We start from the raw sequence: 14,996 nt of genomic DNA on the forward strand, positions 1-14,996 counted from the left end.
GCGCTTCACGCTCGACGCCGCGCTGATCGCGTTCGCCCGCGCGCTGGACGACCTCATGGTGCACCGTGCGGGCGCGCTCTACGTGCCGGTATCGCGCGCGGCGCCGCTTGCCGCCGTGCTCGATCTCGCTGTCGCGGAACTGGAGGACGCGCCGCGCCAGTGCCTCATGCGCCTCGCCGTTTTTCCCGGGGAGTTCTCGCGCTGCTCGGCCGTGCGCCTGCTGGCCGAATGCGCGGCGCCGAACCGCGTGATCCTCGGCAACGCCATCGGCACCCCCCTCGGTAACACCCTCGACAACCCCGTCGCCACACGCGCCGACTTCGACGTGGACACGCATGTGGCCGATCTGATCGAAGCGGGCTTCGTCGAGCAGATCGACGACGAAACCGGCCCGACCTTGCGCCTGCCCGCGCCCGTGCGCGCCTTCGCGCTCGACGCGCTCTGGCAAGGCGGCGAATTCTCGCGCGCCGCCGCGGCCCATGCGCAGTCGCTGGTGCCGCGGCTCGCGGCACGGCGCGATCGCGTGGCCGACACGCGTCACGCCGTACTGGACCGCAACGACGTTGCGGACTTACGCAGCGCGTTCGACTGGGCCATCCACGCGGACCGCTTCGATCTCGTGCTCGCGCTCGTGGAAGGCTCCGAGCCGCTCTGGCGTGCGCTCGGCCTCACGCACGAATACGTGCGCACCATTCGCGCGGCCGTGGCGCGCGCCGAAGACGCTTCGCCGCGCCGCGTGCGCGACGAGATGCGCCTGTACGCGGCCCTCGCGCGAACACTGCCGCTCGTGCAGGCGCCGCTCGACGAAGTCGCGGCCGCCTGGCAACAGGCCTACGACCTCGCCAATGCCTGCGCCGACAACACCGGACGCCAGCACGCGCTGATCGGGCTGATCGTGTGCTCGGCGAAGGCGGGCGAGATCGAGCGCGCAGCGGACCTGCAGGCGCGGTATGACGAGATTTCGCAGGGCAAGGAGCGATAGAACAAAGCGCCGGTTGTGCGTTAAAACTCCATATCGAGTTCGTCGATGTCTTCGGTCTCCGCTTTCGCGATCCCGATCCACCCGGCCACGAACGGTTGCGCGAGCACGCGCATGCAGTACTCCGCAATGTCCTTGTCGAGCTTCACGTCGTAGGTCAGAAAGCGGGTGACGACGGGTGCGTACATCGCGTCGGCCATGCCGATCTCCTCGCCGAAGAGCCACGGGCCGCCGTAGCCGGCCAGGCACTCGCGCCAGATCGCGAGCACGCGTTCGATATCGTCCTGCGCACGCGACCAGATACGAAAGCCCGGGAAATAGCCGCGCAGATTCATCGGCAATGCGGAGCGCAGTGCACTGAAGCCCGAATGCATCTCGCCGCAGATGGAGCGGCAATGCGCGCGGGCCTTGCGTTCGCGCGGCAGCAGGCCTGCGTCGGGACGAATCTCGTTGAGGTACTCGCCAATGGCGAGCGTGTCCCATACCTTGATGCCGTCGTGTTCCAGGCACGGCACGAGGATGGACGGCGAAAGCAACAGCAGTTCGGCGCGCGCGGCGGCATCGATGGGCACCGTCACTGTCTCGAATTCGAGCCCCGAAAGCTTCGCGAGCAGCCAGCCCCGCAGCGACCACGACGAGTAGTTGTAGCTGCTGACCGTCAATGTCGTCTTCGCGGTTTTGGCCATAGGGGTCTCCGTTTCGTTCGGTGCGTGCATGCACCGGGAGCTGTCCGGCAAGGTGCCGGCCGCACTCGAACGGCACCATACGCACCAGGATGCTGCGCAAAACGAACTGCCTGCGCGGCGAGCACGAATGGCCGCGATGGTGCAAGCACCATGCCAATCGGCATCGAAGAAACGCGGCCTCGGGGCGGGCCAGCGCAGCGCGTGCCGATTCCCCACACGCACCGCCCACTACCGCCCCCACTATCGCCCCCACTGCCGCCCACTGGCACACGTATTGCCTTTGCACCACGGGCCTGCCCCACCGCGCACACGCCATGAATCTGCTTGCCTACCCGTCGTACCAAGCCATCGCCGACCTCACGCGGCCGCTGCGCGCCTGGGCGTCGTTCGCACGCGCCGCCTGCGACACATGGCCGATGCTCGCGGCCACGCCGTACGGGCGCACCTTCACCGCGCTGTGCGAACTGATCGAGGTGGCGGGTCTTACGCATCGCCGCCCGCGCTTCGGCATCGATACCGTCGAGGTGGGCGGCGAACGTGTTGCCGTCGTGGAAGAAGTGGCGAAGCGCACGCCGTTCGGCTCGCTGCTGCACTTTCGCAAGGAAATGGCCGCACCGCAGCCGCGCGTGCTGATCGTCGCGCCCATGTCGGGCCACTTCGCCACGCTCTTGCGCGGCACGGTGCGCACCATGCTCGCGGACCACGACGTCTACATCACGGACTGGCACAACCCGCGCGACATCCCGCTTTCCGCGGGGCGTTTCGGCTTCGACGAATACGTCGAGCATCTCGTCTCGTTCATTCATCGCATCGGCCCGGACTCGCACCTCGTGGCCATCTGCCAGCCCACCGTCGCCGCGCTCGCCGCAGTCTCGCTGATGGCAGCCACCGACGATCCCGCGCAACCGGCCAGCATGACGCTGATGGCCGGGCCTATCGACTGCCGGGTCAATCCCACGCGCGTGAACGACCTCGCCAACAGCAAGCCGATCGAATGGTTCGAGAAGCATCTCATCGGCGTGGTGCCGCCGGGCTTCGCGGGCGCGCAGCGACGCGTGTATCCGGGCTTCGTGCAGCTCACCGCGTTCATGTCGATGAACATGGAGCGGCACGCCACGTCGTTTTCCGACCTGTATTTCGAGCGCGCGAAAGGCGATGCCGCGAAGGCCGACCAGATTCGCGCGTTCTACGACGAATACTTCGCAACCACGGACCTTACGGCGGAGTTCTATCTGGAGACGGTCGCCACGGTGTTCCAGCAATACGCGTTGCCGCGCGGCGAACTGAAGGTGGGCGGGCGGCTCGTGGAACCGGCTGCGATTCGCCGCACAGCGCTGCTCACGGTGGAAGGCGAGAAGGACGATATCTGTTCCGTGGGCCAGACCGTGGCCGCGCAGGAACTCTGCTCGCAATTGCGTCCGTATATGAAGACGCATCACGTGCAGACCGGCGTGGGCCACTACGGCGTGTTCAACGGACGCAAGTGGGAAACGCAGATCTATCCGCTGGTGCGTGCCACGATCCACGACAACGAGCCGCGCGCGAGTCGCCTCGCCTCGAGTGCGGACGGCACCGCCGGGCAATTCGTGAGCCTGCATGCGCTCATCGAGGCGCAGGCACTCACGAAGGCCGCGCTCGCGAAAGCGGCGGCCTCGTCGTCCACCTGAGCGTCGTCCACCTGAGCGTCGTCCACCCGAGTCCGAGCCTGGGTTCGAGCGCACCGCCGCCTGCGCATGACGAGGCAAGCGTGACGCGCTAACCGTCGCGCGCCGGCATGCACCGCTGACCGCGTTGCCCTACGACGTCGCGGCGGCACTCGCCCACGGCGTAGGCGCGGGTACCTCGCACGGCCCTTCCACGTCGATCGATTTGAAGTCTGCGGGACTCACGATCTCGAGGTACTCCATGTCTTCGGAGTAGTCGAACAGGTAGTGCACGATGCCCGGTGCCTGATGCACGCAGTCGCCCGCCGCCACGAGCGTTTCCTTGTCGCCGTACATGAAGCGCGCCCAGCCCTTCAGCATGATGACGATGTGGAAGTCCGCTTCGTGACGATGCCAGCCCGTGCCCTGCTCCGGCGCGTGGTTGGCCTTCACGAGTTGCGCGATCACCTTGCCGCCGGTCGCCTGCGCAATGCCGAGATCGCGATAGAGGAAGAAATCGCGCAGGCCCTCGCCTTCGAACGGCGTCTCCTGCGGCCTGACGTGCGAAAACCGGGTGGTGAGCTGAGAGGTCATGGCACGGCTCCCGTGGGTAGGAGCGCGCGAATCAAGCATTTCCCGTTCCATTGCGCATTCGAAGCGAAGGTCGTGCACGGTGCCCGCGAAACCCGCGCCGCCACGGGCGCATTCCCAAAGCGTGAACACGCATGCGCCGCGCGCTTCCGCGCATGCCCTCCCGTTACAGTGCACTTCGCCCCGCGAGCGCCCTTTTCGCACCATGCTGCGGCGTGTCACATTCGGCGACCATAGTGCAAGCCGGTTTCGTTTGCTGCGCTGCGACGCACCGCTTCCATGCCCGACCATAGCCGGATCAATCTGCCGCCCACGCCGGGCTTCGTCGAAACGGCGCCGGGGTCCTCACCCACCTCGCCCACCTCGCCCTCCGCCGCAGGTGCAACGCAGGCAACGGGCAATGCCCCGGCTCAGCCGCCCAGCACCGCGCCTTCGCATCAGCTCGAAGGCCCGCAGCCCGCCGTGCCGCATGGTGTGCTGGACCGGCTCAAGTCCACGATGGCGCGCAAGATGGATACGTTGCGCGCGCGCCGCTTCGACGTCGGCACGGCGATCTATCAGCAAAGCACGCACGGCAAGACATCGGGGCCCGAGAACTATGTGCAGGGCACGAAGCGCTACGCGACAACCCAGCCGCCGCGGCACGCCCGCGTGGGCGGCTCGATGCTCGCGAGTACCGACGGTCTCGTGACGGGCGCCATCGGCCGCACGGTGTCGAAGCCCGCTGCTTCTGCAAACGCGCAGTCTTCAGGCGCTCCTGCCCAGCTGCGCGTGCCCGCGCCGCCTGCGCTCGATGCCTGCACCACGCGCGAGCGCCTGCTCGATTACGTGCACGGCCAGTTCGCGTGTCCGCCTGACCGGCTGCTCGACGTCCCCGGCCTCGCAAGCCGGCTCTACGCCCTCACGCCGCAGCCCGACCCGCCCACGCCCGCGAGCGCCGCCGAAGCCGCCACCCGCGGCGCACTGATGGCCCAGGCGCTGCGCCAGGCCGGCGTCACGGACATCGACGGCGCACATCTCGCGCTCGAACGCGTGGGCATGCTCGACTTCAACGCACCGCACACGGCGCGCTCGACGAGCGCCGCGGACCGGCAAGCCTGGCTCGTCGCACGCACGCTCGCGCGCTCGGGCGAAGGCTTCGCCGCGCTCGACGCATTGCGCAGCGCCGTGGGCCAACCCTTCGCCGGCGACCCGCAGCGCACGGCCACGCGCGTGCTGCTGCAAGCCACGGACGCGCTCGACCCGCACGCGCCCGGCACGAGCTATCCGCGCCACAGCGATCCGTCGCCGGCCGCCGTTGCCGAAAGCGTGGGACTCGCCGAAGGCACGGGTCCACTCGATGCCTCCGTGCCCGGCCCCGACGCGCTCGCAAAGCGTGCCTTCGATGCCGCGGCCACGCATCTCGAGCACGGCCGCGATGCGCTCACGCCGGACCAGAAAGGCGCGTTCTTCGCGTGGCGCCAGGGCTTCACCGCGGATGGCCGCGGCAGCGATCTCTCGCAGGCCCGCGAGCGTTTGAACAAGTTCTCCGCGAAGACGATCAACCGCGTCGGCGAAAACCGCTGGAAGACGCTGCTGCCGCGCATGTTCGCCGCGAAGCGCGCGTCGCCGCTCTCCGCGCTCACCTTCGGCACGCAAGGCCTGCCGCGCAAGACCGTGGAGCAGGAGCGCGCCGCGCTCGCCAGGGGCATGGGCGCCGCGCGCACGGCGCTCGCACAGCACGACGCAATGCAGCCGGCCACCGCATTCACGCACGCGCGGCCCGCGCAATCGCTCGTGGAACTCGCGGCGCTCGACGTGTGGCTCGAACGCGGCGGCTTTGCGCGCGGCCGCATGGACGAGGACGCGCTCGGCGCCGTGGCCCAACGCGCCGCGCAAATGTGCGATGGCCTGACCGAAGCGGACGTGCCCTCCGCCGAAACACTCGCGAGCGTGAAAGCAGACGTGGCGCTCTGGCAGTCGATGCCGCCCGACCAGCTCGCGAAAACGAAGCCGTTCAGCAAGATCGCGAAGCAACGCTTCGACATCGAACGGCTCGCCGTGTGGGGCAAGGTGGCCCACGTAGGCGCCGAATCGGACTTCTGGAACGAGGTGGATACGCTGCGCACGCTCGCCGATCCCGCCCAGGACAAGCGCCCCGCGAACACCGTGGACGACGTGCACGACACGCTCAAAGACGTGGTGGCGAACCTGCAGTCGGGCGCGAAACTGCGGCTCACGGACGGCGGGCGCCAGGGCGTGAGCACGCGCGGCCTCAATGCAACCGTGCACGCGTTCACGCACGGCCACGGCATTCCGGTCTCGCCGCGCATCGACGTGCGCGCCTCGCGTACGCGCGAGGCCGTGGTGGAAGTGAGCCGCGCGACGCACGGCGTGGAGATGTTCGTCGGCACCGCGCACAGCCGGCAGCAGCATTACGGCGCGGGCGTGCTGGTGGGCTACGACTTCGACGTGGGTGTGACGTCGCTGCGCGCGGGCGTGGTGGCGAGCGCCATCCTCCATTCGCAGGACCTGCAGGAGCCGCGCGGCGTGTCGCTGCGCGTGGCGCGCCGCGTGAAGCCCGACGGCTCGGGCTACGACGACGACGCGATGCGCGCCAAGCTCGGCACAATCGTGGATCACGTGTTCCACGAAGCCACGCTCGAACACAACGACGGCTCGAACGGCGTGTGGAACCGCCTCGCGCAACAGTATTTCGACGACCCCGACGTCTCCGTGAGCTGGACCGACGGCCAGCAGAAAACCACGCGCCGCGGCGTGACGGTGGATGCCACGGCCATGTTCAAGGCCGCGAGCCTTGGCGCCGATACCGAGACCGACCCCGTCACGGGCAAGCACGCGAAGCAGCTTTCGGTGAGCGTGGGGCCGACCCTGGGCGCAGGTTGGGAACATTCGAAGCAGTCCGTCGATTCGGTGGAACGCACGGGACGCATGCAGGTGGAACAGCACCGCGTAGGACTCGGCTCGCGCTGGCAGTTGCGTGGCGGCTTCAAGCCGAGCTTTTCGCATCCGCTCGATCCGAACAGCCATTCGAGCATCGGCATGTTCTCGCTCGACGCGCCCATGGGCACGATGACGCTCGGCGACAAGAACCGCTCCGCGAAGCTGCAACTCGTGCGCGAAGACGGCAAGCTGAACCACCGCGCGTGCATGCTCGACGTCGAATACCTCGACGCGAAGCACTACACCGAAGCGCTTGACGCAGGGCGGCCCGAATTGATCGACCTGTTCGCCGCGCAAGAGGTGGCGCAGCGCAACAAGGCGGGCACCGCGTCTTCCAGCGGCCCGCTCGACGACCCTCGCGTGGCGGCCGGCAAGCGCATCGACCAGCATCTCGCCGACGTGCGCAAGAACCAGCGCCCCAACCTCACGTACATGCACCGCTTTCGTCTGCGCGAGGGCGCGGCCTTGCGCATCGATGCGAACACGGCGGCGCTCGCGCAGTCGGGCGGCGACGAACGACTGCGCGAGCAGGTGGAAGCACGCAACGCCGAGATTCTGGGCGACCCCGATTCGTGGATGCCGATCGAACTCAAGGTGAAAGAACGCAGCACGGACACGCGCAGCGTGGGACTCAACGTGCTCGCGCAATTGCATACCCGCACGAGTGCGACGGGCGACCGCGAGATCGTGACCGAGAATGTTTCGTTCGACGTGCTCGAAGCATTGGACCGGCGGCAGCCACCGCAGCTGGGCGCGTAGCGAGGGTGAGCGCCTTGCCGGCGTGAACGGGTTCCGGGTGAGCGAACGCGGCGCGCACGAAGCGAAGCGCGCGGTTTGCATGAGGGGTGCGGCCTACCTATCATCGACGGTCCAGACCGCTCTTTCGATCATCACCCCGGCCCGATGAAATCACGCCTCAGCCCGTTGCCGAACCCCGCTCGCTTCGCGCTGCGCATCGCCTGCGCTGCGGCGCTCGCCGTCACGTGCGCGGGCGCCGCGCATGCGGACGATTACGCCGACGGCATCTGCAAAGGCCAGGCCCGTTCCGCCCAGGCGATCGCGCAGGCGCGCGACTCGGGCATATCGAAGGAGGACGAACTGCAACGCATCCACCTCGCAGCACAGCAGATGCCCTACGACTCGCGCATGCTCGCGTTGACGGAGTTGCCTCAACTCGTCGAGGCGCTATACGGCAAGTATGCAAACGTGCCCGCGACGCAGATGTACCCCAGGTATCTCGACTGGTGTCGCCAGCAGATCGCGAAGCAGCACGCGCCGGCCAAATAGACGGGCGCGGGTGGATGTGCAGGCTCATTGCCGCACACATCAATCAGCCCGCAGCCTCGGCAGTCACACCACGGTGCCCTGCACGACTCTCGGCATGGGCCGCTGCATCGGTTGCTGCCACATGCTGTTCAGGTCGGGGCCATACGGCCCCTGCGCGGGAAACCCGTGCGCGTTGTACATGCAGCCGTAGCCAGGCTGCGCGAAGCGTTGACGGCGCGACACGGCGTAGCCAATGGCGCCCGCCAGCAGCGACGACACGCCGGCCGTGACGAGCGGCGCGAGTCCGAAGCCCAGCATCCCCATGCCGAACGACGAGCCCATCCCGAGCCCGCCCGCACCGAGCGCTCCAACACCGCCGGCCGCCAGCGCAAACATCGCGTCCGACATCAGGCGGGTGCCGGTCATCGTCGCAAAAGAGGCGCCGTATGAGGACCCATATGAGGATCCATACGAGGAACCGTAGGGCGAGCCGTAGCGCACGGACCACGGCGCAGGCCGCACGAACGACGCGTACGGCGTGCCGTAGCCGCCCTGCGGCGGCCAGCCCGTCGATACGCGCGTACGCAGCGGACGCGCGAAGCTGAAGAAGCGCGTCTTCAGCGCGCTCGCCTGCTCGCGGGCTTTGCCGATGCCCGCCTCGCCCGCGCGCTTCGTGGCACGAAAGAGCGTGCGCAGCTTTTCGTCCGCGCGCCGGATGCCGCCGGCTGCGCGATTTCCGCCGATGCCACCGATGCCACCGACGCCACCGACGCCACCGACACGGGAAGCGCCGTCCGGGTGAGGCGCGGCGCCCGTCGGCCCGGTGTTGGGCGCTGCACCGGCGCGCGGCCCTGTGCCGGACCCCGGCCCCACGCGCGGCGAGTCGCCCGTCAACGCACCCAGTACCGCGTGCCGCGCCGCCCCCGTAGACGGCGGTGGCGCGGTGCGTGGTGTTGCCGGCTGCGCCTGCGCGGTTTCGTCCGTGCCGCCCGTCGTGATCGGGCCGCGCGGTACGCTGCCCATGCGATCGATCGTCATGAGGCCTTTTCCTCCTTTCCGCCTGCGCTTTTCGAAGTCACGAAGTCACCCTGTCATTGCCCCGGCGCGTACAGGTCGAGCAGTTTCAACGTCACGCCGTTGGTCCAGCCAAAGCCGTCCTGCAGCGGATACTCGCCGCCGCCTCCACCGCCCGTGCCCGCGCCTTCCACCACATACTTCTCCACGAGCTTCTGCTGGGACGCGTACACGCCCTTCACATCGGAGAGAAACCGCAGACCGATCTGCTGTGCGGTATCCGATGCGCCATAGCGCTTCATGCCCTGAATCGCGATCCATTGCAGCGGCGCCCAGCCATTCGGCGCGTCCCATTGCTGGCCGGTGTTCCAGGTCGTCGTCACGAGTCCGCCCGGTTGCACGAGCACATTGCGCGCCGCCTGAATGGTCTTCTGCGCGCGGTCCGGCCACGCGGCGCCTGCGAAAAGCGGATACAGCATCGCCGCCGTCTGGTTGTCGCGCGGCTTGCCGAGCTGCCAATCGTAATCCCCGTAGTAACCTTTCGGATTCCAGAGGTAATGGTTGATACCGATGGCCCGCTTCGCTGCGCGCCCCACAAACTCGCCCACGCAGCGGAAATCGAGCGACTCGCCGCAGCCACGCGCAATCGTGAGTTCGAGATGGAACATCAGGCTGTTCAGGTCCACGGGCACGATCGATGTGGTGCGGACCGTGGCGAGCGTCTGGTTGTCGCCGAACCAGCGCGAGCTGAAGTCCCAGCCGCTCTCGGCCGTGGCGCGCAGATTGCGGTAGACGTCGCTCGCGGGGCGGCCCGTTGCCTGCTGCGCGGTCTGCACGTCTTCCAGATACGACTCGTCGCGCGGCGTATCCAGTTCGTCCCAGTAACGGTTGAGCACGGTGTGGTCGGGCATCACCACCACGTTGCGCGTGGCTGTGCCGGGCGCCGTGCCGGTCTCGCCCTGCATCCAGTACGCGTACTCCTTGCGCAGTTGCGGCAGGTACTTCTGGTAGACCTTGCCGCCCTCCTGGTTCGCCGCGAGTTCCACCATGTACGAAAAGAACGGCGGCTGCGAGCGGTCCAGGTAGTAGGTGCGATTGCCGTTCGGAATGTGGCCGAAGGTGTCGATCATGTAGGCGAAGTTGTCGAGCATGTTGTCGACCAGATCCTCATGGCCCGACTCCTGGAGCCCCAGCATCGTGAAATAGGTGTCCCAGTAGTAGCCCTCGCGAAAGCGGCCGCCCGGCACCACGTACGGCTTCGGCATCGGAATCAGCGAGCTGTACGGCGGCGCGCTGGTGGTGGTGCGCGTGAGCGCCGGCCACAGCCAGTCGATGTGTTCGCGCAGCGTCTGGTTCGCGGGCGGCGTAATCACGGGCTCGCTGGGCGGCGTAATCACGGGCTCGCTGGGCGGCGTGAAGTACTGGTTCACGAAAGCCGCGAGCGAAAAGCCCGGCTGGTTCTTCTGCTGCTCGTAGGCCTGCACGATGGCGGCCGGCGCGGCGTTCGGCGTGGCATCGACGAAAGTCTTCTGGTCGGGGTAGATCTGCGCCGTCTGCACCGCGACGAAGAGGTCGCCATAGAGCTGATCCGGCGGCGGGGGCAGCGGCTGGCCCACCTGGGTGTCGGCAAAGGCGACGCCTGCTGCCGTCGCAAACGCAAGCAGGCCGGCGGCCGCCAGGGCGCGAGGCGCGGCGTGCATCGAAATGCATTGCATAACGAACGATCGTGCCATCGCTCCACGTGCGGCGGCGCTTCTGTGCGCAGGCGCGCGCGCGGCATCGCGGCTTTCTGCTTCAGTAGTGGCGATGCCCGACGGGGAACGGACGTGCGACGGTGTGCTCATGTCTCCTCCTTGCTGGGTAGACAACCGGACCGGTCTCCGTCGCGCGCTCTTTCGGTTGTTCCGTGGGCGTTATTTGTTTGCGATATTGGGCGTTATGCGAATAGCGCGCTTTTTCGCCTCGCGAGCATCGCACGGGGGCGCCGCGGGCCGCAATCGCCCGCAGCGCGATGGTCCGAAACGATGTGCAGCCATGCGAAGCAAGTCGTATTGGCGGGGTGAGGAAGCGAAAAGAAGCAAGAGGCAGCCGCAAAAATCGCTCCTGTGACTTGAGTCATCCCCGTGCCGCAGACTTCGCGGGTCGCGAAGATCGCGGTTCGCGTATTGCTTATGGCAAGAAAACCGCATGAAATAAGGGCCCAGCGCCCTTCAGGCATGCGAAATGGATGCCGATACCACGGCGGGGCCATAACAAGCGAGCGCTTCGCTACAATCGAAGCAGTCGACGCAAGCTCGGCGTTATCCGCGCACCCGCACCGCAACTCGCACTTCAACGCTGTTTCGACGCAGGTCATCTGGATTTCCGCGACGGGGACTTATGAACGACGACCAATCCGACTCATTGCTGTATGCCCGCTTCGGCACGACGAGCCCTTGCTGGCGGCTCTCGGGCGACAGCAACGCGCTGGAGCTCACGCCCGAAACCGGGCCTGGGCCCGCCGACGTCGCCATTGCGCTCTCGGGGCATCAGGCGGCGCAGATCCGCCAGCTCACCGGCGTCACCTCTCACCTCACACTCGAGCTGCGCCTCTTCGGCGAGCCCGTGCGGCTGCATCTGGTGGGCCGCAAGCTGGGCCCGAACGCGTGGGCCGGCACCGCGTCGGAATGGGCGGATACCGAGTCCGTGGCGCGCGACCTCGTGCACGGGCTCTCGTTCGCGGAGCAAGTGGTCTCCGAGGTGAATTCGGTGGTCGTGATCGTCGACCGCGCGGGGCGCATCCAGCGCTTCAACCGCCTTGCCGAAGAACTCACCGGCATGAAGGAAGAGGACGTGGTGGGCCGCAACGTGTGGGCGCTGTTCATGTCCGAGGAAGCGGGTGCGGCGTCGAGCCAGAACATCTCGGGCTTTTTCAATCGCGGCGTCTCGTATGAAGTGGAACGGTGGGTGAAGACCGTTCATGGCGACCGGCTCTTCCTCTTTCGCAACAAGTTCGTGCAAAGCGGCAGCGGCGTGAACGAGCAATACCTGATCTGCTCGGGCACCGACATTACCGAAGAGCGTCGTGCGCAGACGCGGCTCACCGAACTCGCCAACACCGATTCGCTCACGGGCCTGCCGAACCGCAACGCGATTCACGACAAGATTCGCGCGGCGATTGCCGACCGGTCCGCGGACGAGGCCGTCGGCATTCTGTTTCTCGACCTCGACAACTTCAAGCGGGTCAACGACCACTACGGCCACCTGTTCGGCGACAGGCTGTTGAAAGACGTGTCCGACGCGATACGCGCCTGCCTCGATCCGGGCGATACCCTCGCCCGGCTGGGCGGCGACGAATTCATCGTGCTGGCCGCGCCCACGACCCGGGCCGCGCTCGAGGCCACGGCGCAGCGCATCCTGGAGCGTCTGCGGGTGCCGTTCAGCCTGGGGCTCGTCGAGGTCTACACGGGCTGTTCGATCGGCATTGCCCTGTGCCCCGATCACGCGGGCACGCTGGAAACGATGGTGCGCTGCGCCGACACGGCCATGTACGTGGCAAAAGATGAAGGCAAACGCACCTGGCGCGTGTTTTCGCCCGAGATGAACCGCAAGGTTGCCGAGTACATGTGGCTCGATACCAACCTGCGACGCGGACTCGACGAAGGGCAGCTCACGCTCTGCTATCAGCCGAAGATCACCCTCGCGAGCGGCACCGTGCAGAGCGTGGAAGCGCTCGTGCGCTGGAATTCACCCGAGCGCGGCCAGATCATGCCGGGCGAGTTCATCCGTTATGCCGAGGAGTCCGGTCTGATCGGCGCGCTGGGTCAGTGGGTCATGCGCACGGCCGCGGACCAGGCCGCGATCTGGAAGGAGCGCGGCCTGAACCTTCGCGTGGCCATCAACGTGTCGCCGCGGCAGCTTGCCGATACCGACGTGGTACGGCACTTTCGCGAAGCGCTTGAGCAGGCGAAGCTCGACCCGTGCCTCATTGACATCGAGTTGACGGAAAGCTGCCTGATCGAAGATGAAGCGGCTGCACTGGAACGCATCCAGCAATTCCGGCAGTTGGGTGCACAAGTGCACCTCGATGACTTCGGTACCGGCTACTCGTCGCTTTCGCAGCTCGGCCGCATTCCGCTCGACGTCATCAAGCTCGACCGCAGTTTCGTGCATGCGATTCATGAGAAGCCGAAATCGCAGGCACTGGTTCGGTCCATGGTGGCCGTCGCACAGGAACTGAACCTCAAGGTCGTGGCCGAGGGCATCGAGACCGTGGCGGAAGAGCGGTTCATGCAGGACCTGGGTGTCGACTACGTGCAGGGCTATCTCTACGCGCACGCCATGCCGGCCGCGGATTTCGAGGCGTGGCTGCGGGAACGGCAGCGGCCGAGGTTGATCGCCTGAGGCGGCACGGGACGATTCTCGGCAACAGCGTCTGGAACAGCGAAACGCCGGGTACGGACGTGCCCGGCGTGCGTGTCCGCACCCGAGGGTGCGGTTACTTCATCACTTCGGCAAAGCTCCGTTGAGCGAACTGAGCAGGCTCGTCGCGGGGCTGAGCGGACTCACGGTGCCCCCGCCCGCATGAGACGCCGTGTTGGTCACGGAGGCCACGAGCCCCGTGACCGGTGCAAGCAGACTCGCCGTGGACGGTCCCGCCGACGCCCCGAGCGCATTGGCGCCGGACGCCACCGCAGCACCTGTCGCGTTCGCGCCCACGCCGATGGCGTTGCCCGTCGCGGCAATCGCGCCGCCGAGTGCGCTTCCCCCTGCTCCGAAGCCCGCGCCGAGCGCACCCGCCCCGGCAACGGCCGCGTTGGCGCTCGAACCCGCCACCGTGTTGAGCGCCGTGGCGAGCGGCGCGATGGACGCGCCGCCGCTGCCCGGCGCGGGCACGGCGTTCGTCAGGGCGCCGAGTGCGGTCGTGAGAGGCGCGAGCGGATTGCCGCCGCTCGCCGGGTTCGGCAGCGAACTGAGAATGCTCGTGATCGGCGCGATCGGGCTGCCGCCGTTGGTGACGCCGCCGAGGGCGTTGGTGAGGGGGGCGAGCGGATTGCCGCTTGTGGGGTTCGGCAGTGAGCCCAGCACGTTCGTGATCGGCGCGAGCGGATTGCCGCCGCTCGTGGGATTCGGCAGTGAGCCGAGGACATTCGTGATGGGCGCCAGCGGGTTGCCACCGCTTGCGGGGTTCGGCAACGAGCCCAGCACGTTCGTGATCGGTGCCAGCAGGTTGCCGCCGCTCGTGGGATTCGGCAGTGAGCCGAGGACATTCGTGATCGGCGCCAGCGGATTGCCGCCACTCGCTGGGTTCGGCAACGAACCCAACACGCTCGTAATCGGCGCGAGCGGGTTACCGCCGCTCGTGGGATTCGGCAACGAACCCAACACGTTCGTGATCGGCGCCAGCGGATTGCCGCCACTCGCTGGGTTCGGCAACGAACCCAACACGCTCGTAATCGGCGCGAGCGGGTTACCGCCGCTCGTGGGATTCGGCAACGAACCCAACGCCCCCGTCACAGGCGCAAGCGGATCGCTTCCGCCGGGCAGCGCGCCGCCCGGCAGACCGATGCTCGCGCCGCCCATCGGCAGCGTGAGGCTCGCGCTCACGCTGCCGCCGCCCGAGCCGATGCTCGCGCTGCCCGCGCCGCCGACCGTCACGTTATTGCCATCGCTGGCGGCACCACTGTTGCCGCTGATTGCCCCTACCGGCAAGCCTGCTGTCGTTGTCTCCGCTATCGCCACACTGCTTTGTGCCATTGCAAAAGCCGCCATTGCGCCAAGCGCGGCAGCCGCAAGCGTGAAGCTCTTTTTCATGTCGCCGACCTTTCGAGTGAGTACTGCGGTTGAGAAGGCGGCGTCTCTCAGCAGAATGCGTGCCATATCAATCGGTGAGCA

Annotated in this window: 9 protein-coding genes and 1 pseudogene; 5 read left to right on the forward strand and 5 right to left on the reverse strand. The window is 67.4% G+C overall.

The features are described from left to right. A pseudogene (locus PXJ20_RS27600) lies at nucleotides 1-982 on the forward strand (transcriptional regulator); the annotation flags it as partial. Between the two features lie 20 nt (nucleotides 983-1,002). Here PXJ20_RS27600 and PXJ20_RS27605 read toward each other — a convergent pair. Continuing rightward, complete coding sequence (locus PXJ20_RS27605) at nucleotides 1,003-1,665, reverse strand: glutathione S-transferase (protein ID WP_017775645.1); 663 nt, start codon at nucleotides 1,663-1,665, stop codon at nucleotides 1,003-1,005. A 314-nt stretch (nucleotides 1,666-1,979) separates the two neighbouring features. On the opposite strand from PXJ20_RS27605, the gene PXJ20_RS27610 reads away from it, so the two are divergent. Further along, complete coding sequence (locus PXJ20_RS27610) at nucleotides 1,980-3,332, forward strand: polyhydroxyalkanoate depolymerase (protein ID WP_421032221.1); 1,353 nt, start codon at nucleotides 1,980-1,982, stop codon at nucleotides 3,330-3,332. 129 nt (nucleotides 3,333-3,461) lie between these two features. Here PXJ20_RS27610 and PXJ20_RS27615 read toward each other — a convergent pair whose 3' ends face one another. Next, the gene (locus PXJ20_RS27615; RefSeq protein WP_126877156.1) at nucleotides 3,462-3,902 is read right to left on the reverse strand and encodes a cupin domain-containing protein; all 441 of its coding nucleotides are present in this window, start codon (nucleotides 3,900-3,902) and stop codon (nucleotides 3,462-3,464) included. A 276-nt stretch (nucleotides 3,903-4,178) separates the two neighbouring features. On the opposite strand from PXJ20_RS27615, the gene PXJ20_RS27620 reads away from it, so the two are divergent. Together PXJ20_RS27620 and PXJ20_RS27625 are read left to right on the forward strand one after the other, a co-directional pair. After that, nucleotides 4,179-7,601 carry an autotransporter gene (locus tag PXJ20_RS27620; RefSeq protein WP_421032220.1) on the forward strand — a complete coding sequence of 1,141 codons (3,423 nt, stop codon included), beginning with the start codon at nucleotides 4,179-4,181 and terminating at the stop codon, nucleotides 7,599-7,601. Between the two features lie 144 nt (nucleotides 7,602-7,745). Next, nucleotides 7,746-8,129 carry a hypothetical protein gene (locus tag PXJ20_RS27625; RefSeq protein ID WP_277598277.1) on the forward strand — a complete coding sequence of 128 codons (384 nt, stop codon included), beginning with the start codon at nucleotides 7,746-7,748 and terminating at the stop codon, nucleotides 8,127-8,129. Between the two features lie 63 nt (nucleotides 8,130-8,192). Here PXJ20_RS27625 and PXJ20_RS27630 read toward each other — a convergent pair whose 3' ends face one another. Next, a complete protein-coding gene (locus PXJ20_RS27630; protein ID WP_421032219.1) occupies nucleotides 8,193-9,146 on the reverse strand; it encodes a hypothetical protein in 954 nt (317 codons plus the stop codon). 53 nt (nucleotides 9,147-9,199) lie between these two features. After that, nucleotides 9,200-10,822, reverse strand: coding sequence for an alpha,alpha-trehalase TreA (treA, locus tag PXJ20_RS27635; RefSeq protein WP_421032664.1), 1,623 nt, complete (start codon nucleotides 10,820-10,822; stop codon nucleotides 9,200-9,202). Between the two features lie 679 nt (nucleotides 10,823-11,501). On the opposite strand from treA, the gene pdeR reads away from it, so the two are divergent. Further along, entirely contained in the window at nucleotides 11,502-13,505 is a 2,004-nt protein-coding gene (gene pdeR, locus PXJ20_RS27640; RefSeq protein WP_017775639.1) for a cyclic di-GMP phosphodiesterase, read from the forward strand. 102 nt (nucleotides 13,506-13,607) lie between these two features. Here pdeR and PXJ20_RS27645 read toward each other — a convergent pair whose 3' ends face one another. Beyond that, nucleotides 13,608-14,915 (reverse strand): hypothetical protein, encoded by a 1,308-nt coding sequence (locus tag PXJ20_RS27645; RefSeq protein WP_421032218.1) that lies wholly within the window; start codon nucleotides 14,913-14,915, stop codon nucleotides 13,608-13,610. Nucleotides 14,916-14,996: the final 81 nt, after the last annotated feature.

The sequence above is a fragment of the Paraburkholderia sp. A1RI_3L genome (assembly GCF_048957895.1).
Taxonomy (GTDB): Bacteria; Pseudomonadota; Gammaproteobacteria; order Burkholderiales; family Burkholderiaceae; genus Paraburkholderia; species Paraburkholderia kururiensis.